Here is an 18352-nt window from a genome sequence, read left to right as displayed (position 1 = left end):
GGGTTAAGTAGCAAAAAGTGTGTCCGCTCGGCGTGTTGCGGGGCGGGCACACCGTTTGTTACTTCATGGGGCCTTTTCTGATTCCTATCGAGTGTTCGTACTCGGTTGGGATAGCGTTGTCGTAGAAGGCTGGTCGGCCTGTTTCATGGTCGGCTTTGTTGTGGTCTTCTTCGACAAGATCGTTGACTTTGGCGAGTTGATCTTGGCCGAAATTGCACTGCCTGGCGATCTTTAATGGGTCGTCAGGCAGTTGCGTTTTCGAGTGCAGGTACCACTCGAGCATTTTTCGTTGGCGTTCCCCGGACCTGCCGCGATGCGCGTCGGCGATGCGTTTGAGCCCGGCGTTGATGCCGCCTTCCAGACTGTTTGTCGTTGAAGCCCAGCGTTGAGGCTCAAGCGCATTCGGTGGTGGCTGCAGGTAGGTAAACAGCCATCCTTTCCGTGAGAGGTGCAGCAGGGAGTTGTATGCCTTGCGAACTCGCAGATGGGTCCATTCCCACTGGTTGTTGAGTGTGCGGCGCTCTTTTGACACGGGCGTTTTCTCGTTGAGGAATGCTTTGAATACCTGTCCGAAGTCGTGCAGACGCAGCGTCCACTCCCGTGCCTGGTCGAGTGTGGTGATACGGGTCAGTTTCAACGCCAGGGCGTAGATGGCTTTGCCGGCGTCGGTGCGTGGTCGTGATGTGGTGTAGCGGCGGATGACGCGTTGCGCATGGACGAGGCATCGTTGGATTATCGCGTTCGGCCAGCAGGCTTTAATCGCAGTAAGTGCGCCTTGTCCGCCGTCGAGGACGACGCAGAGCGGCTCAGCGATTTTGCGGAGTAGCTGCGTGTAGGCGTGGGCGGTTTCGTGTTTGGTCCAGTGCCATGCGATGACGTGGTCGTGGCTGGCTGCGACGAGCAAGCATCCGGCGGCGGTGTAGGTACCGTCGATGAAGATCTGGTCGTAGATGCGCTGTGGGTCACCGTCGTTGGGGATGTCGATGAGCCAGAACGGTTTGAATCGGCGGTCAAGTGTCCAACGGCTTACCCCTTGTTGCTGGGCGAGTTCAGACAACGTTGCTGTGGAGGTGGCATAAGAGACGAAGGCTTTAAAGTCGCGGGTCTGCGTGCGGTCGGTGCGGGTTCGTGTCGTGGAACTGCCGCAGTTCGGGTCCTTGCATCGCCACCTGGTTGTGCCTTTAGAAGTGGTTCCGTTTTTCTTCATTTGCCCAGCGCATATCGGGCATCGTGGTCTGTTTTTACTCACCCGGAAAGCACACCAACCCCCGATTAGCACATGCGGGTGCCATTCCGGTGGATTGAACACTAATCGGGCGGATATAAGGTCTTGATGCTTATATCCGCCCGATTTACCCAGCCTAATCAGCAGTAATGCTGAAAGTCAGACACACTTTTTGGGGATGCGGACGTTTTTTTGGACAGTTTCAATCTCACGCTACATTGACTTTTCGGTATTCGGCAATGCTCAAACCATCGAGGCTGATCTTGATTCGGTGATTGTTGTAGAACTCAATGTATGTCGCGATTGCTTCTTTGAGCTCTTGAGGGTTCTGCCAGGTTCTGCCGTAGTACATTTCGTTTTTCATTCGGCCGAAGAACCCCTCGCATGCTGCATTGTCGGGGCTACAACCTTTCTTCGACATCGAGCGAAGTATTCCGAACTTCTCGGTCATACTTCGCCAGCTGCTGCCTCGATAATGTGCTCCGCGGTCTGAGTGAATCACCAAGGAGCCATCCATTGCCGGCTTTTCGGTTGCGATTGCTGCGTACAAAGTTTCTTCTGCTAACTCCATGGTGGGATGAACACTTGTTTTTGCTGCCACGACCTTCCCGTCAAAACAGTCAATGATGGCAGACAGGTACACGCGACCTTGGTTAGTAGCGAAAACACTGATGTCAGTCAGCCACAACCGATTTGGATGCTCAGCATGAAAATTACGGTTCACCAGGTTAGGTGGTGCGGGAGAAATTTCCCCTTGATAGCTGGAGTAACGCCACTTTCGTTTCGGGAACCAGGGACGAATTCCCTCTTCGTGCATGAGACGGCGGACGACCTTCTCACTGATAACGATCCCGCGATGGCGCAGTTCCCACCAAAGTCGGCGATAGCCGTAGGTGTTATTCGACTCAGAACTAATCTCATGAAGCAATTCGCGGATATGCGCGTGCTTATCCGGAGCAAATCGCTGTTGGAGTTGGTAGTAGAAGCTTGATGCCGCAAGATCAATAGCAGCAAGCAGCATAGATAACGGAAACTCGCCGCGTAACGCGTCAACCACTTCAGCCTTGTGCTTATTGCTGAGCTGCCCCGGGATGACGCTGACGTCTTTTTTTACAAGTTCCAGCTCCTTTTCCAAAACAGCCTTGTCAACGAGCAGTTGAGCCATTTGCTTTTTCAGTTCTGCAGGATCATCGGCTAATGATTTCTCGAATGCTGCTCGGGTGGGCATGCGAGTGTGCTCTTTGCGTTCTCTTTTCGACATCAAACCCCATTTTCCCTCTTCACGGTGGCGTTGTGCCCAAGAATAGACACTCATCTTTGAGCGCAGCTCGCATTCCACAGCGGTGTCAGCTGGCCTCCAACCAGCGTTGAAGAGCTCAACAGCACGAAGCTTGACCTCAAACGGGTAGCGGGTCAATGTTTTTGACTGTTTGCGGGGTCGACCAGGTTTGGCGGGTTCACGCAACCATTTGTACAGCGTCCATCGCCCTGGATAACCAAGTTCACGGACGGTCTTGGTCACCGATTGAGTACGCTTGTAAACCTGCAGAGCTCTGCGTCGCTGCTCCTTGGTGTATGAGCGGTTCATGATGGAATCCTCCAAGATTCCGTCCGCATCCCCTTTTGCTACTTAACCCTCAACGGGTAGCAGGTCTGAAAGTGACTAGGTTCATGACACATGAATTGAATTCACCCGCGGTTTTTTGTCATAAACCTAGTCACTTTCAACACCTTTTCGATGCCTCGTCGATACCGCATCCTCGCTTTCCGGATTAACCATCCGCCAGAACCTTACCAGCGAGTTTGGAGCCCAAACCCCACCGGAGTAACGTCTGATAACAGAGCTTTTACAGCAGCTCCAGCTAGGTTGCTCGAAAGCAATGGGGCTATAGCTCAGTTGGTAGAGCGTCGCGTTCGCAATGCGAAGGTCAGGGGTTCGATTCCCCTTAGCTCCACAAATAGCTCCACAAAAATATCCCAGGCCACATCACCGTGACCTGGGATTTTCCCATTACGCATTACGCATTACCGTATTACGCAACATCGCATTAAGCATCAAAGGAATACGCGCCAAAAGATGACGCACCTAACCTAGCCGCCAGCAGCTACCTGCGATACTCCACCCGCGTATAGGACACACGAATCCGAGTGGTAATGCGCTGACGGAGGTCCTCAGGGGCAGGTTGCTGGCAGCACCGGCGCAGCAGCCGTCGTATAGCTTGCTCGGAACCGAACTCTTCCAAGCACTGAGGGCATTTGTGAATGTGTTCCTCGAGAAAGCGGCGTTCCTCCGAATCACACTCTCCATCCAAAAATGCGTGTAGGCGCGAGTGGACATCCTGACAGAAAGCATCTTCACAGGCGTGCCCGCGCTCTGGCGTCTGCTCCATATCTTGGCTCGACTCTCGGCTCATCGCGGAGAATCTCCCTTCTCTTCTTTCAAGAATCCACGTTCCACGGCTACGTTGTGCAACGCGTCTCGGAGCTGTTTTCTTCCACGGTGGAGCCGACTCATCACAGTTCCGATGGGCGTGCCCATGATTTCGGCGATTTCCTTGTAGGGCAATCCCTCGACATCGGCGTAGTAGACCACCATCCGGTAGTCCTCTTTGAGGCTCATCAAAGCGTCACGAATTTCCTCATCAGGAAGCTTTTCCAGCGCTTCAACCTCAGCAGAGCGCAGCCCTATCGAAGTGTGCGACGCGGTTTCCGCGATCTGTGAATCCGTGATGTCATCGGTGGCGTACTCGGCAGGACGTCGCTGCGCCTTGCGGTAGCTGTTGATGTACGCATTCGTCAGAATGCGGTAGAGCCACGCTTTCAGATTCGTGCCCGGCTTGTAGGAGCGGAAGCCCTGAAAAGCCTTGATATAGGTCTCCTGCACCAGGTCTTCGGCATCGGCGGGGTTGCGTGTCATCCGCAGCGCCGCTCCATAGAGCTGATCCAAAAGCGGCATGGCATCACGCTCAAAGCGCTGCGCAAGCTCCTCATCCGACTCATCAGTCCGGATGGCCGATGTTCCTGTCTGATCACCTGACATGCTACCTATCCTAAAACATCCGCACCCACGAGTCGGCCAGACCCCCGTCACCAGGCATTTCGTCGCGTAGCTGCACTGGTGTGCAACGATGGGAAATTATGTCGAAGAAGTCCGCCAAGAAATCCGCTGCCGCCACCCCGGCAATCGCCGTCTGTCAGAACGCCGGAATCGACTTCCACGTTCACCAATTCCCCCACGGCAGCGACAACTTCGGCGAAGAGGCCGCCTCTTGGCTACTAGAGCATCTCGGAGTCGAGCCCGAACGCATCTTCAAAACTCTCATTATCGAGCTATCCGGCAAACGCACTGGGCTGGCCATCGCCGTCGTCCCCGCCACCGGAATGCTCAACCTCAAGGCCGCCGCCGCGGCTGTCGGGGCTTCCAAGGCAACGATGGCCGACCCCCATGACGCGTCACTTGCCACCGGCTACGTTCCCGGCGGCATCTCCCCGCTTGGCGGTCGCCGCAAGCTCCCCACAGTCATTGATGAGACAGCCACTCTCGCCGACACTGTGTTTGTCTCCGGTGGTCGCCGCGGGTGGGACATCGAACTGTCACCCGCTGATCTGGTTTCGCTTTGCGACGCCACGGTCGCCGACATCGCCCGCTAACCCTGCGGCTACTCCTGCAACCTCCCCGCTGATACGGCCTTAAAACAGCTCCTCGTTGTGGCCGGGTGCTGCTCCATCGGGCCCATTCAGCAGGTGCGATCCTTCATTCGCAACATTGCCGACGGCGCGGTTGACCGGTCGGATGGTCAGCTTGTCCACCACTTCTGCGCTGGTCATGCCAACATCTCCGTCTGCTGCCCAGGCCGAGAGATCCAACCAGTCACTGACTTCGTCGTCGGCAAGCACGCGCGGCATACGATGATGAAGATCCGCGAGCTGTCTCACGGCGTCGGTGGTGAGAATTGTGGCGGAGACGATATCGCCCCAGCGCGCCCACAGCCCCGCGACGGTGAAAAGCGGTGCGTCATCGCTGAAGCTGACGAAGTAGGGCTGGCGATTCTTCCACTCGTACCAACCGTTCATGGGGATTGCGCAGGGCAGGCTGTCCCGGAAAGTCGGTTTGGACTGCCAGGTTTCCGCACGAGCATTGAAGAAAGGTGTTGTTGGCACTTCGCGGGCCCACTGCGGAATTAAACCCCAGCGCACGGTGGCAGCAATGGTTCCTGTGCGGCCGGGGTGCTCGCGGGCAAGAGCAACTATTGGCATGGTCGGTCCGATGTTGTAGCGGGAGGTGGGCAACGGGCCGTCGGCACGCACGGGCGCCAAACCGGGAATCTCAGCCGTGGTGCTGAGCAGTTCTTCGGCGACTGTGAAATTGACGAAACGACCACACATACCAACTGATTGTGCCGTTGACTCCCCCTCTAGTCGAGGTATGGAGTGAAAGTGTTCCATAATTGGTTGTGTGTGTTCCCAAAATCAGAATTGGTCCGCCCCTACTGTAAGTGTCGACGGTGCCGAGGCCGGTCGACAGCCTTTTAGTGCCACGGTGCAGATTGCCGGCTCGAAGTCGATTACGAACCGTGCCCTTGTCATCGCGGCGATATCTTCGACACCATCGGTTATCCATGGTGCTCTGCGCTCTCGCGATACCGATCTTATGATTCGCGCACTGCAGGCTCTGGGAACTGACATCAGTGCCGACTCGACATATTCGGGTGCCCCGAACCACACGCTCCGCGTCACTCCACGCATGCTTCGCGGTGGTGTCGTGGAATGTGGTCTCGCAGGTACGGTTATGCGCTTCGTGCCACCTATCGCAGCTCTTGCGCAGGGGTCGGTGTTCTTCGAAGGCGACGTAGAAGCCAAGGCTCGCCCGATGTCGGCCGTGCTGGATGCCCTGCGCAGCCTCGGTGTGAACATCGCGGGCAATGGGCTTCCCTTCACGGTCAATCCGCAGGGTCCGAATCAGGGCAACCGCCTCGGTGACTCGGTCCAGGAGCAGGATCTGCCGGACATCGGCGGCGAAGTGGAAATTGACGCTTCGGCTTCGAGCCAGTTCGTCTCTGGCCTGTTGCTGTCAGCACCGCGCTACGGCCGTGGCCTGGTACTTCGCCCGACCGGTGAGATTCCTTCCCGCCCGCACATTGACATGACCCTGGACATGCTTCGCGAGGCCGGTGTGCAGGTCGAGGAGACCACGGCCGACACACCTGAGGGACCACGCACAACGTTCACCATTCACCCGACCGAAATGATGGGTCGTACTTGGCAGGTCGAGCCTGATCTGTCCAACGCCGCCGCCTTCCTGGCCGCTGCGGCTGTCACTGGTGGCAGCGTCACCGTGCCCGACTGGCCAGAGCACACCACGCAGCCGGGCGACCGCATCCGCGAGATCCTCACCGCTATGGGCGCTACCGTGACGTTCAACCGTCACGAGAGTGGCCGCACCAGCCTCACCGTCGTGGGCCCAAAGCCGTCCGAGCTGCGCGGAATCACGCTGGACATGTCCGAGATTGGCGAGCTGACCCCCACCGTCGCGGCCATCGCCGCCTTGGCCACTACCCGCACCGAGCTGACGGGTATCGCACACCTGCGCGGTCACGAGACCAACCGTCTCGCCGCGCTCACCACGGAAATCAACCGTCTCGGCGGTCGCGCCACCGAGCTTGACGACGGCATTGCGATCGACCCCGTTCCGCTCCACGGTGGCCTCTGGCACAGCTACGCCGACCATCGAATGGCCACCGCTGGTGCCATTGTTGGCCTGCGCACGGAGGGCGTGGAAGTCGAAAATATCGGTACCACTGCTAAGACCATGCCTGGATTCGACCTGCGCTGGCTGGAGATGCTCGGACTGGCCTCCCCCAGCCCTAGTTCGTTGGAAAAGTCAGTCGAAGCTCGACTTGATGGTGTGGACAACGGAACCGAGGCAGGGAAATAACAGTGGCGGCACGCAGGCGTGGACGGCAATGGGACGAGTCCGATGTACGCATCCGCCCCGGTAAAGGGTCGCGACCACGGACGAAGGATCGCCCCCGCCACGCCGATGCCCACTGGGGCATGGTGGTGACCAAGGATCGTGGTCGTTGGGGTGTAGTCCTCGATAACAACCCTGATGTTGCAGTGACATGCATGCGTGCCCGCGAGCTCGGCCGCACCAATATCGTTGTCGGTGACCGTGTCGGTGTCGTAGGCGATGTCAGCGGCCGTGCGGGCACACTGGCCCGCATCGTCAAGCTGGCAGAGCGCAGCACGGTTTTGCGTCGCACCGCCGATGACAATGACCCGTATGAGCGCATCGTCGTGGCCAATGCCAGCCTGCTGCTCATTGTGTGCGCAGTCGCCGATCCTGAACCTCGCACCGGTTTTGTCGAACGCGCGCTGGTCGCGGCCTACGCCGGCGGTGTCCGCCCCGTGCTCTGTCTGACTAAATCCGATCTGGCCGACCCAGAGGAATTTGCCGGGGAGTTCTCGGCACTCGGAGTGGATGTCGTTGTCTGCGGTATTAATGATGACTTGGCTCCCTTGTCAGAGCTCATCGATGTCCCCGGACGAGTGACAGCTTTGGTTGGGCATTCCGGTGTGGGGAAATCAACCCTTGTCAACCGGATTGTTCCTGAAGCCAACCGTGAGACTGGCGAAGTCAGCGGTGTGGGTAAGGGCCGCCATACCTCCACACAGTCGGTGGCGCTGATGCTGCCGTCGGAAAGCGAAGACAGCGCGACGTCGTGGATCATTGACACCCCGGGCATTCGTTCCTTTGGTCTAGCCCATGTGACACCGGAGACGCTGCTGGCGGCGTTTCCAGATATCCAGGCAGCGACAGATGAATGCCCACGTGGTTGCACCCATTTGGGGCCGCCCGCGGATCCAGAGTGCGCCCTCGACAAGCTGGAGGGAGTTCAGCACCGTCGAGCGATGGCCGTGCGTCGCCTGTTGAGCGCCATCAGCGACAACGAGGACTGGGAGCTGGACATTGAAAGAGACTAGCCACACCGATTCTGTGGAGACGCCCTCTGAAGCCGCGGCTGGTGCTGAGTCGGACAAAGCGGGCTCCGGACTCTACCCCGCTCCCGGCAGTTGGATTCGGCTGTGCATCTACACGCTTATCGTGGGTCTTGCGACGGGGCTCGGAGCTGCCGGGCTCGCGCTGATCATGCACGGCATCGAGTACGCGGTCTACGGGCAGCACGAGGGTGACGTAGCGGTCGTAACCGATGGCACCACTGGCCTCCAGCGCTTTGTCGGAATTGTGTTGGCGGGACTGATTGCAGGACCGGTGTGGGCAGCGCTGCGCACAAAGGCCACGCCCATTGAGAGCGTTGAGGCAGGCATGAACGGTCGACTCATGCCGGTGTGGTCAACTCTTGTCAATGTGTTTTTGCAGATGGCGACCGTCGCTGCAGGTGCATCCATGGGACGCGAGAATGCCCCGCGTGAGCTCGGTGCGATGGTGGCTTCACAGATGTCGCATCGACTGCGCATCGATCCGCTACACCGCCGTATTCTGGTCGCAGCAGCAGCCGGTGCCGGCCTGGGGGCGATTTATCACATCCCGTTGGCTGGAGCGGTTTTCTCGTTGGAGATTCTGCTGGGCTCACTGAGCATTACCGCGGTGATGGTGGTGCTGGCGTGTTCAGCCATCGCCACGGTGACGTCGGGCATCGTGGTCGGCAGTAGCCCGCTCTACAGCCCAATAAATCTCTCGGACGGCTGGGGCAACCTCGGGGCAGCACTGCTCATCGGTGTTATCTGCGGTGCCATCGGCTACGCATTTCGCATTCTCAGCTCGCGGATGTCGGACACAGCACCGACTGGCTGGCATTCTGCCTGGGCCATCCCCCTCGCATTCACACTGGTTGGTGTGATTTCACTGTGGGTTCCAGAAGTGTTGGGCAATGGCCGTATCGCTGCGACCACAGTTCTCATGGATCGCCCGCTGCTGGGTTTTGCAGTCATCCTGCTGATTGCGAAAGCTGTCGCGGTTCTCGTTACTTTCCGTTCGGGGGCCGTCGGTGGGCTCTTGACTCCCGGCTTTGCCCTTGGCGCGCTCAGCGGTTTCATCGTCGGCTGCTTCGTACAGCCATTGATGCCCTCAGTTCCGCTGAGCGACTTTGCGATTCTCGGCGCGGCGGCCTTCCTGTCGGCGTCCATGGCAGCTCCACTTTTCGCACTGATCGTGACAGTGGAGTTTACCGGCCAGAATTCCTCGGCTTACTTAGCGCTCTTCCTCGCTGGTGCAACTGCGACGCTGACCGTGACCATGATTCGCGCCTGGCTGCGGCTGCCCCACAAGCAATCAATGCCATGGAACCGCGAACCGGCAGTCGCGGCTGCGGTCCGCAAGCGGGTCGAGGACTAACCGCGCGCAGCAGTGTGCGTCGAGCGACCTGTGTAGGCCCGGACAATTTCCCGGACACCTGGGCGAAGACGGCGGAGCATTCGCAGGCCCGTCGCTAAGCCCTTGCGTTGCGGGGAACTGGACTGGAGCTCCGCTTCAACCTGCGGATATTTCTTGAACGCCGCCTCCGAACGCACCTCTGGGGCGTTGTCCGGGTCAGCGACTAAGAAGCGATCCGGCAGCGACAACTTTAGTAGTGTGCGCTGGACCTGGAAGAACTGCTTCGGGAACGACCCCGTGTTGTATGGCAGGTCGTATTCCCGGCAAATCTGCTGAACCTGCTTCGAAATCTGCGCAAGCCGGTTGGATGGCATGTCTGGGAAGAGGTGGTGCTCAATCTGGTAATTCAGATTTCCCGAGAGCACCGACAACGCCAGCCCACCGTGGAAGTTCGCCGAGCCCAGCATTTGGCGCAAATACCACTCACTCTTGTCCTCGGTGTTGTACTGCTCCTTGGTGAAAGTCTCGGCATCATCCGGGAAGTGTCCGCAGAAGATGACAGCGTAGGCCCACAGATTACGGGCGAGGTTGGCCATCATGTTCGCAAATGCCACTTCGCGGTAACGCGGACCCGCCATCGCCGGGAAGAGAACGTAGTCCTTGAGCACCTGGCGCCCCGACTTGTTGAGCACCTCCATGAGCTGCGGCCGAGCCTCATCCCAGGATTTCTTGCCTGCGAACACGCGCCCGAGCTCGACGTCGTAGAAGGCCACTGCCCATTGGAAAAGGCTGGCCAACACCACGTTTGTCACCGGCTGCAGCAGCGTCGAAGGCTTCCAACGGCGGTCACGAGTCACCCGGAGAATGCCGTATCCCACATCGTTGTCCATACCGAGCACATTGGTGTACTTGTGGTGGACAAAGTTGTGGGAGTGCTTCCACCCGCTGGATGGGCAGGAATTGTCCCACTCCCAGGTGGCCGAGTGAATCTCGGGGTCATTCATCCAGTCCCACTGACCGTGCATAGTGTTGTGGCCGATTTCGAGGTTTTCCAAAATCTTTGCCAGCCCCAGCGCTGAGGCACCCGCCCATTTGAAACCCCAGTGCGCGGTGTTCTTCCACGACTTCGGCAGCATCCCTAGTTTGTTTAGGGCCATGCCTGCGGTCGGCACCATCAGCAGACCTCGACCAGTCACCTCAAGGGTGCGCTGAATGCGGATGAGCGTGCGGATGTAGCGAGCATCCTTCTGCCCCAGCGAATCGCGGTGTTGCTTTTCGATTTCCGCAAACCGACGCCCAATCTCTGCGACGTCTTCTTCGCTCAAGTGCGCATACGATGCGATATCGGAAATTGCCATGGGAAGGGTCCCAACTCCTTTAGGTAGTTTCTCCTGGTTAATGTAGGTTGAGATAGATGTGGGGCGAACTTACAGTTCGATACGCGCGTGCCCCGCCGGCGCACAGACGCACGTTCGGACCCGCTCGCCCGCCACAAACGTCGCACCGGTGCGGATGTCCCGCGCTGTGCCGTCGGAGAGTTGCTGCACGCACGTCGCACAAATTCCCATCCGACAGCCGTACGGCAGGTCGACCCCGACGCTCTCGGCCGCCTCCAGGATGGTGGTTGCACCGTCTACGTCGATATCGCCTCGGCTGCCGAAACTCACCGTGCCGCCGACCTCCCCCGCCGCCGAGCGGTCAACGGTGAAACGTTCCGTCCGCAGCCCGGGAAACTCCGGCTCAAGGTTTTTCAGCAGTTCAACCGGACCACAGGCATAGGCGCTTGCCGACGATGCCAGCGCTCCAAAGTCAGCAATGATGTCGGTAACCGCCGCAGCGTCAATCCGCGGCTGCGTCTCCGTATTCCGGGCATGCAGGCGATACTTCAACGCGCTAGTAGCACTGCGCTGTTCCAGCTCGCGAAGCTCATTGACAAACACAGCTTCTGCCTCGCCGCGGTAGGAGTGAATGTGCTCGACTTCCACTGAGGCATTGCGAGCTGAAAGATCACGCAGCATGGAAATCACCGGAGTTACGCCGGAGCCTGCGGTAACAAACGCAATGCGGGCTGGGAGCGGCTCCGGAAGATGGAAATCCCCAGCCGGGGCAGCCAGGCGGACGACAGTACCCGGCTTGACATTGGCGACGAGGTGTTGGGACACGTAGCCGTCGTTGAGCGCACGGATGTTGATAGTCAGCAGCCCGTCATGAGGCCGCGGCGCATTTGTCAGCGAGTAGGAACGCCACAGGTATTTCCCCTTGACCTCTACGCCAAGTCCGATGAACTGGCCTGGCTTGAAGTCTGTTGGCATCCCCCAACCCGGACGGATTATCAACTCTGCTGAAGTAGGAGATGTGGGATTGATGGCCTCAATCTGACCGCGCAGCTCGCGACTTGACCACAGCGGATTTAGCAAATGCGTGTAATCATCGGGCAAAAGTGGCGTGGATAAATGCTTGAATACCCGGGAAACTTTGGTCTTAAGCCCCATTTTTGGCCCTCCTGACTGTCACGGGCGAACAAGTAATAACGCTGTTCATCAGTAGGCATGCCCCACCCGATTCATTATTACGTGTCCGTAGGTTACTTAGACGTAGACTACGGAGCGGTAAGTTATTGGTCAAGAGAAACAAATGATTTTGACACAAATAGCGAAATTGTCATTACCCCCACTCCCGTGCGAAACACCCCCTTTGACATGGAGCTTATCCACACAAAACAATCCCGTCTTTTATACCCCCACTGAAAACACTTGTGCCATACAAAAAAGGGGCTGGGTTCCTAAACCCAGTCCCCTTCTTTAACGCCGAGCACGCGCTACTACAGGAAGTCGACCACCATGCCGAGCTCAGCTACGTCGTACCACGCCAGCGGGATCTCCAGCGCATCGCCGACAGTGAGCTCCGCATCCTCGTCACCGAGATCTGCCTTATCGACGGCATCAATCGCAGCCTCAACCTTGCTTTCCGCCTCTTCCACATCAATGTGGAGAGCTGCAACGTCGGCAAGCGAAATTGGGCCGCCGACCTTAACCACAGCATCTCCCATATCCGACTGCGGCTCCGCCTCCACATCAACGGAAATGACCACTCGACGGTGCGGGAACTTCTCTTCTGCGGCATCGAGCAGACGGAGCGACGCACGCGCAGCCTCATCAAAGGCTACGTCTGCCAGTTCCTCATCATCGCCCTCAGTAAAGAAATCGCGCAGCGCTTCAGTGACAGCAAAGCCCCAACCACCGCGGGCGTGGAAGAGCTCATCCTCCTTAAGCGCCTCAAGCATGGAGAAAGTCGCTGGGATATAGACGCGCATTAGAACTCGCCCTCGAGACCCAGCAGACCGGCAATCTCGACCACTGCGCGGTCGAACTGCTGATAGAAGACTCCCACCATGCCGTTAGAGACGGCCGCATGGATGTTCTCAATCGAATCATCTACCAACACGCAGTCCCGTGCCGGCAGTTCAATAGCCGCAGCGGCTGCATTAAAAGCCTCTGCCGAAGGCTTCTCATGGCCAATTTCACCAGAGAGCACAACTGCGTCTACCAGGCCCTCATCTTCGAGCTTGCGAATCGGATCCGCCGATGGGCCACCTGGGTCATTCGACAGGACTGCCAGGCCAACACCATTTGCACGCGCCTCTACCAGCAAATTACGCCAACGTGCCTGGTCTTCATCCGTGCCGTCAAGGACACCACAGTAATCGATAATCATTCCGCGCATGGCCTGTAGTTTATCGCATGACCTGCACGTTTGCCTTTTTTCCAGTTCAGCGTGTTAATTGGCTGTTCGTTACGCCCATTTGTAGACGACCAGAACGGCCTTGACGGAAACCGATAGGACCATTAACAGCGAAACACTCAGCCCATTTCGCGACTGCGCCTTCTCCACAATCCCCCCACGCCGGCCGTGAATTCCCCTTCACAAGCTGCACACTTAAAGCACTTGTAGGACAATGGTCTTCAGCAAGGGGGAACTTGCCAATGGAGAGTTTTTAGGGGGATTAATCCATGGCACCAACGTCTCACGTACCAAAATCTCAGACACCGATGCCTTACGCGCTGTCGCACGCCGCTGAGCACCGCTCCAGTGGCAGGGAATCCATTGAACCGGCAACGGGCTTTTCGCTTCTCCACACAATTCAACTCGGCCAGTCAGCTAATGCCGCCGCCTCTCAAACCGCAAAAGTGGCACCGACCTACAGCGGATGCTCGGCTGCCACCGGAGCCGCTGTCATGACGGCATTACCGCCCGTCGCGGCCGCTCCTGCTGCAAAAAAGACGCCGCAAACACCGCACGTCGTCCAGCACTGTGAACAGAATCTGAGACAGGAGCTTGGCACGATTACTCGCCGCGTCTTCGACATCATCGCGGGTCGCAGGCGAGTCAACGATCTACGTCGCATCAATATCGACCCGATTATTCACGCTGCGATACTCACGCTGTCGAAAAACACCAGCCTCAAGGGTGTCGCGTTGCAATCCTTTCACGCCAGCGCTTCCGCGGACGGCAAGAAGGTCGAGTTCCTGGGTAGTTGCCGTGTCGGTCCGCGCGTTCGCGCGTTCACGGGCACTTTCCGCCGCGGAACAGCAAAAACGCGGCCATGGACCATGACCGCGTTTCGGGTGCTTTAGTGCTTAGCGACGGCGCTTGCGAGCCGCCTTCCGACGCTGCGCTCGGTTGCCCTCAGACTCTTGATCCACGCGCTGCTGCTCTGCACTGCCGTCCTCGCTGGGGCCGGAGTAAGTCATCTGCTGATTTTGCTCAGCAGCTTCCGTTGGCAGAGCTGGAGCCTGGTTCTCCTGCCCCTCGGCGTTTTCCACTGCGGGCATAACCTGCTTACGGATCAGGAACAACTGACGAACCGATTCTTCCTTGATGCCGTCCATCATCGCGGTGAACATGTCGTAGCCCTCACGCTGGTACTCCACCAGCGGGTCAGCCTGGGCCATGGCGCGCAAGCCAATGCCCTCCTTGAGGTAGTCCATCTCGTAGAGGTGCTCGCGCCACTTCTGGTCCATGACGTTCAGGATGGTGAAGCGCTCGATGTTGCGCATCTGGTCGTCGCCGCCAATTGCGGAGACCGCATCCTCAAGCTGGTCGTAGCTGGCCGAGATGTCCGTGTGCAGAGCCTTGGACAGCTCATCGGCCGAGAGGTCACCTGGGGTACCGAAGTCAGAGCCATCAATAAGCTCTTGCGCCGTAAACGTCGGGCTGTAGAGCTGCTCAAGGGCATTCCACAGCTCGTCGAGGTCCCAATCCTCCACGTAACCGTCAGCGGTGGCACCGTTGACATACGCATCGACGACGTCGTCCTGCATGTCACGGACCTGAGTCTTCAAATCCTCACCTTCGAGGATGCGACGGCGCTCAGCGTAGATGACCTTACGCTGCTGGTTCATAACCTCGTCATACTTCAGAACATTCTTACGGATTTCGAAGTTCTGGCTTTCCACCTGAGCCTGAACGCTCTTAATGGAGTTGGAAACAACCTTGGAGTCAATAGGAACGTCATCCGGGACATTCAGAGTGTTCATCAGCGCTTCCATGCGCTGACCGTTGAAGCGAACCATGAGATCATCGCGCATGGACAGGTAAAAGCGGGTAACGCCCGGGTCACCCTGACGACCGGTACGACCACGCAACTGGTTGTCAATGCGGCGTGACTCATGACGCTCAGTACCCAGGACGTAGAGGCCACCGGCCTCACGTACCTTGTCAGCTTCTTCCTTCGACTGCTGACGAACACGCTCAATCTCAGCGTCCCACGCCTCTTCGTACTCTTCCGGAGTTTCCACCGGGTCCAGACCACGAGAGCGCAGATTCAGGTCAGCGATAATGTCCGGGTTACCGCCCAGCACGATGTCAGTACCACGACCGGCCATGTTAGTTGCCACGGTAACGCCTCCGAGACGACCCGCCACTGCGACAATCTCAGCTTCCTTCTCGTGGTGCTTAGCGTTCAGCACAGAGTGAGGAATACCTTCGCGCTGCAGGAGCTTGGAAAGGTACTCGGATTTCTCGACTGACGTCGTACCAACGAGAACTGGCTGCCCCTTTTCATGGCATTCGCGGATGTCTTCGACAACAGCGGCGAACTTTGCCTCCTGCGTCTTGTAAATCAGGTCGGGCAGATCCTCACGCTGCTTCGGGCGATTCGGCGGAATCGCCATGACATTCAGCTTGTAAATCTGGTGCAGCTCAGCCGCTTCAGTCTCAGCCGTACCGGTCATACCGGACAGCTTGTCGTAGAGGCGGAAGTAGTTCTGGAGCGTAACGGTTGCCAGCGTCTGGTTCTCGTTTTTAATCTCCACCCCTTCCTTGGCCTCAATTGCCTGGTGCATGCCCTCGTTATAGCGACGGCCTGCCAGCACGCGACCGGTGAACTCATCAACGATGAGAATCTCACCATTACGGATAATGTAATCCTTGTCGCGGGTGAACAGCTCCTTGGCCTTCAGGGCATTGTTCAGGTAACTGACCAGCGAAGAGTTTTCCGGAGCATACAGGTTGGCAATGCCCAGCTGATCCTCAACGAATTCAACACCCTCTTCACGAATACCGATGGTGCGCTTTCGCTCATCGACTTCGTAGTGAATATCGCGCTTCATACGCGGCACAATCTTGGAGAACGCCAGGTACCAGTGCGGATCGCCATCTGCCGGACCGGAAATGATTAACGGAGTACGGGCCTCGTCAATCAGAATCGAGTCAACCTCATCGACGATGGCGAAGTGGTGCCCACGCTGCACCAAATCGTCGAGCGAATGCGCCATGTTATCGCGCAGGTAGTCAAAGCCGAACTCGTTGTTCGTGCCGTAGGTGATGTCGGCAGCATAGGCCTTGCGGCGCTGATCCGGGCTGAGCTCAGAGAGAATCACGGAAGTCTCAAGCCCCAGGAAGCGGTGGACTCGACCCATCCACTCCGCGTCACGCTTAGCCAGGTAGTCATTAACCGTAACGACATGAACGCCCTTGCCTGCCAACGCATTGAGGTATGCGGGCAGCACACAGGTCAGGGTCTTACCTTCACCAGTACCCATCTCGGCAACGTTGCCGAAGTGCAGTGCCGCACCGCCCATAACCTGGACGCGGTAGTGCTTCTGCCCCAGCACGCGCCAGGATGCCTCGCGCGCCGTGGCGAAAGCATCCAGAAGCAAATCGTCTACATCGGCACCGTCAGCCAGCTGCTTCTTAAACTCCTCGGTCTTGGCACGGAGTTCATCGTCTGAAAGAGCTGCGTACTCGTCTTCCTTGGCGATGACCTGATCTGCAATATTGCCAAGCCTCTTGACAGCGCGGCCTTCACCAATGCGGAGCAACTTGCTGAGCGAAAACACTAAATTGGGACCTTTCCGGCCGATTCACGTCGAACTTTAATGTGCAACGGTTGATTATACGACGAACCCGCCTTCCCTTCTAAGAGAAGACGGGCTCATGTGAGCAATTACTTACCAATACACAGCTCTGCGCGGTATTGCGTGCTCTTTTTGGTGAAGACTTACTTCTCGTCTTCGTCTGCCAGCTCAATCAGACCGTAGTCGTACGCGTGACGACGGTAGACCACGGACGGACGAGAGGTTGCCTCGTTAACGAAGAGGTAGAAGTCGTGACCGACGAGCTCCATCTCAGACAGAGCATCTTCCACCGTCATCGGAGTTGCGGAGTGCTGCTTGGTACGCACAACCTGGCCCGGGGTCACGTCCTCAACCAGATCCTCGTACGGATCAGCCTTTTCCGGAGCCGCTGCCTCAGCCTCTGCAACCAGCGAAGCAGTTGCCTCGCCGACGGACATCGGTGCACGGTGGCCAGAACGGCTAATCTTGCGGCGAGCCTTCACCTTACGCAGGGAGCGCTCCATCTTGCCCAGAGCAGACTCCAGTGCAGCGTAGAAGCTATCTTCCTTGGCTTCCGCACGAGCCAGGTGACCCTTGCCAGTAGCGGTGATCTGAATACGGTCAGAGCGGTCTGCACGGCGCGGATTCGGCTCGTGCTGGAGCTCCACGTGGAAGAAGGTCAAAGTCGGGTCGAGGCGCTCAATCTTCGCCAGCTTCGCCTTAACACGATCTGCGAAGTGCTCTGGAACCTCAACATTGCGCCCGGTGATGGTCACCTGAGCGTTCGGGCTGAGTACCTCGTTGTTGTCAGCAGGTGTGGACACTTGCTACCTACCTCCCGGTATGGCCACCGCCCTTCCGTGAGCGGGATTACTCACGGCGTCTACGGTGACGAGTCTTTCTGCACCCCCAGGATACAGTTCCGGGGGTAACCAATGCCACGTTCCCCTCGTTTATTTTTCGCTTGCCGACGACACCCCCTGCGTCTACGCCCGGGCGAGCACCAACACCATGTCGATGCGAATCCCCAATGACGCTGCCACCAACTCGGTTTCCGCTGCAGTGGCACCAGTGGTGGCCACATCATCAACCAGAATTACTGTCGCCTGCGCACAGCGTTGTCGCAGCTTGTCGCTAATTCCGCGCTTGAATTGCGTCAGCGGCACAATGTGGCCAGAAAGATTTCGTCTGCGTTGAGAAGCCCCCAGCTCCGCGGAATCCCGCGTGCGCCCGCCAATGCGCACCAGGGGCAATACCGAACTGGAGGGGAGCTGACTGCAAGCAAAGTCGCAGGCAATTGTTACCGGGTCCCCACCCCGTTGTCGACGGGATGACGATCTTGTCGGCGCGGGAATCAAAATGACGGGGGTAATTTCCGGGGGCATTATATGGCCATCAGAGGCCAGCCTTCGTACCGCAGCGGCGAACACGGCCCCCATGATTCGTCTGGCTTCA

The 18352-nt window shown here is 58.0% G+C and carries 17 protein-coding genes and 1 tRNA gene; 6 read left to right on the top strand and 12 right to left on the bottom strand.

Annotation, left to right across the window (positions count from 1 at the left end; all coding sequences use genetic code 11):
- Positions 1 to 58: 58 nt before the first annotated feature.
- Both ADM64_RS04930 and ADM64_RS04925 read right to left on the bottom strand, forming a co-directional pair.
- The gene (locus ADM64_RS04930; RefSeq protein WP_162838042.1) at positions 59 to 1249 is read right to left on the bottom strand and encodes an IS1249 family transposase; all 1191 of its coding nucleotides are present in this window, start codon (positions 1247 to 1249) and stop codon (positions 59 to 61) included.
- Between the two features lie 184 nt (positions 1250 to 1433).
- Positions 1434 to 2813: an IS3 family transposase gene (locus ADM64_RS04925; RefSeq protein ID WP_080969593.1), complete on the bottom strand. Its 1380-nt coding sequence runs from the start codon at positions 2811 to 2813 to the stop codon at positions 1434 to 1436.
- Between the two features lie 294 nt (positions 2814 to 3107).
- Between ADM64_RS04925 and ADM64_RS04920 the strand changes: the two genes are divergently transcribed.
- A tRNA-Ala gene (locus ADM64_RS04920) sits at positions 3108 to 3180 on the top strand.
- Between the two features lie 150 nt (positions 3181 to 3330).
- On the opposite strand, the gene rsrA is transcribed toward ADM64_RS04920, so the two are convergent.
- Entirely contained in the window at positions 3331 to 3615 is a 285-nt protein-coding gene (gene rsrA, locus ADM64_RS11230) for a mycothiol system anti-sigma-R factor (RefSeq protein WP_038629430.1), read from the bottom strand.
- 20 nt (positions 3616 to 3635) lie between these two features.
- Positions 3636 to 4265 carry a sigma-70 family RNA polymerase sigma factor gene (locus tag ADM64_RS04910; RefSeq protein WP_049172829.1) on the bottom strand — a complete coding sequence of 210 codons (630 nt, stop codon included), beginning with the start codon at positions 4263 to 4265 and terminating at the stop codon, positions 3636 to 3638.
- Between the two features lie 98 nt (positions 4266 to 4363).
- Between ADM64_RS04910 and ybaK the strand changes: the two genes are divergently transcribed.
- On the top strand, positions 4364 to 4876 hold the full coding sequence (ybaK, locus tag ADM64_RS04905) for a Cys-tRNA(Pro) deacylase (RefSeq protein WP_049193314.1): 513 nt from the start codon (positions 4364 to 4366) through the stop codon (positions 4874 to 4876).
- A gap of 39 nt (positions 4877 to 4915) precedes the next feature.
- On the opposite strand, the gene ADM64_RS04900 is transcribed toward ybaK, so the two are convergent.
- The gene (locus ADM64_RS04900; RefSeq protein ID WP_049193311.1) at positions 4916 to 5611 is read right to left on the bottom strand and encodes an SOS response-associated peptidase; all 696 of its coding nucleotides are present in this window, start codon (positions 5609 to 5611) and stop codon (positions 4916 to 4918) included.
- 70 nt (positions 5612 to 5681) lie between these two features.
- Here ADM64_RS04900 and aroA point away from each other — a divergent pair, with 70 nt between their 5' ends.
- The 3 genes from aroA to ADM64_RS04885 are packed head-to-tail and all read left to right on the top strand — an operon-like array spanning position 5682 to position 9581.
- Positions 5682 to 7160 carry a 3-phosphoshikimate 1-carboxyvinyltransferase gene (aroA, locus tag ADM64_RS04895; protein WP_065428883.1) on the top strand — a complete coding sequence of 493 codons (1479 nt, stop codon included), beginning with the start codon at positions 5682 to 5684 and terminating at the stop codon, positions 7158 to 7160.
- A gap of 2 nt (positions 7161 to 7162) precedes the next feature.
- Positions 7163 to 8209: a ribosome small subunit-dependent GTPase A gene (rsgA, locus tag ADM64_RS04890; protein ID WP_016422217.1), complete on the top strand. Its 1047-nt coding sequence runs from the start codon at positions 7163 to 7165 to the stop codon at positions 8207 to 8209.
- Positions 8196 to 9581 (top strand): chloride channel protein, encoded by a 1386-nt coding sequence (locus ADM64_RS04885; RefSeq protein ID WP_049193307.1) that lies wholly within the window; start codon positions 8196 to 8198, stop codon positions 9579 to 9581. The genes rsgA and ADM64_RS04885 overlap by 14 nt, the downstream gene beginning before the upstream one ends.
- On the opposite strand, the gene ADM64_RS04880 is transcribed toward ADM64_RS04885, so the two are convergent.
- From ADM64_RS04880 to ADM64_RS04865, 4 genes are all read right to left on the bottom strand, one after another.
- Positions 9578 to 10918 carry a fatty acid desaturase family protein gene (locus ADM64_RS04880; protein WP_049193306.1) on the bottom strand — a complete coding sequence of 447 codons (1341 nt, stop codon included), beginning with the start codon at positions 10916 to 10918 and terminating at the stop codon, positions 9578 to 9580. The genes ADM64_RS04885 and ADM64_RS04880 overlap by 4 nt on opposite strands.
- A gap of 69 nt (positions 10919 to 10987) precedes the next feature.
- Complete coding sequence (locus ADM64_RS04875) at positions 10988 to 12052, bottom strand: flavin reductase family protein (RefSeq protein WP_049193305.1); 1065 nt, start codon at positions 12050 to 12052, stop codon at positions 10988 to 10990.
- A gap of 329 nt (positions 12053 to 12381) precedes the next feature.
- Positions 12382 to 12873 (bottom strand): DUF6912 family protein, encoded by a 492-nt coding sequence (locus ADM64_RS04870; protein ID WP_049172814.1) that lies wholly within the window; start codon positions 12871 to 12873, stop codon positions 12382 to 12384.
- Positions 12873 to 13283 (bottom strand): HAD-IA family hydrolase, encoded by a 411-nt coding sequence (locus ADM64_RS04865; RefSeq protein WP_038627918.1) that lies wholly within the window; start codon positions 13281 to 13283, stop codon positions 12873 to 12875. Before ADM64_RS04865 ends, ADM64_RS04870 begins: the two co-directional genes overlap by 1 nt.
- A 287-nt stretch (positions 13284 to 13570) precedes the next feature.
- Between ADM64_RS04865 and ADM64_RS04860 the strand changes: the two genes are divergently transcribed.
- Positions 13571 to 14194, top strand: coding sequence for a hypothetical protein (locus tag ADM64_RS04860; protein ID WP_049172812.1), 624 nt, complete (start codon positions 13571 to 13573; stop codon positions 14192 to 14194).
- A gap of 3 nt (positions 14195 to 14197) precedes the next feature.
- Here the strand turns inward: ADM64_RS04860 and secA are convergent, their stop codons facing one another.
- From secA to ADM64_RS10775, 3 genes are all read right to left on the bottom strand, one after another.
- On the bottom strand, positions 14198 to 16900 hold the full coding sequence (gene secA, locus ADM64_RS04855) for a preprotein translocase subunit SecA (RefSeq protein WP_049193304.1): 2703 nt from the start codon (positions 16898 to 16900) through the stop codon (positions 14198 to 14200).
- Between the two features lie 161 nt (positions 16901 to 17061).
- A complete protein-coding gene (hpf, locus tag ADM64_RS04850; protein ID WP_016422210.1) occupies positions 17062 to 17721 on the bottom strand; it encodes a ribosome hibernation-promoting factor, HPF/YfiA family in 660 nt (219 codons plus the stop codon).
- A 162-nt stretch (positions 17722 to 17883) separates the two neighbouring features.
- Positions 17884 to 18141: a hypothetical protein gene (locus tag ADM64_RS10775; RefSeq protein WP_141737802.1), complete on the bottom strand. Its 258-nt coding sequence runs from the start codon at positions 18139 to 18141 to the stop codon at positions 17884 to 17886.
- Between the last annotated feature and the right edge of the window lie 211 nt (positions 18142 to 18352).

The sequence above is a fragment of the Corynebacterium sp. 401_CJEI genome (genome assembly GCF_001076435.1).
GTDB classification, from domain to species: Bacteria; Actinomycetota; Actinomycetes; order Mycobacteriales; family Mycobacteriaceae; genus Corynebacterium; species Corynebacterium jeikeium_D.
Note: the sequence above shows the minus strand (reverse complement) of the source record. Positions and strands in the feature narration are given on the sequence as shown.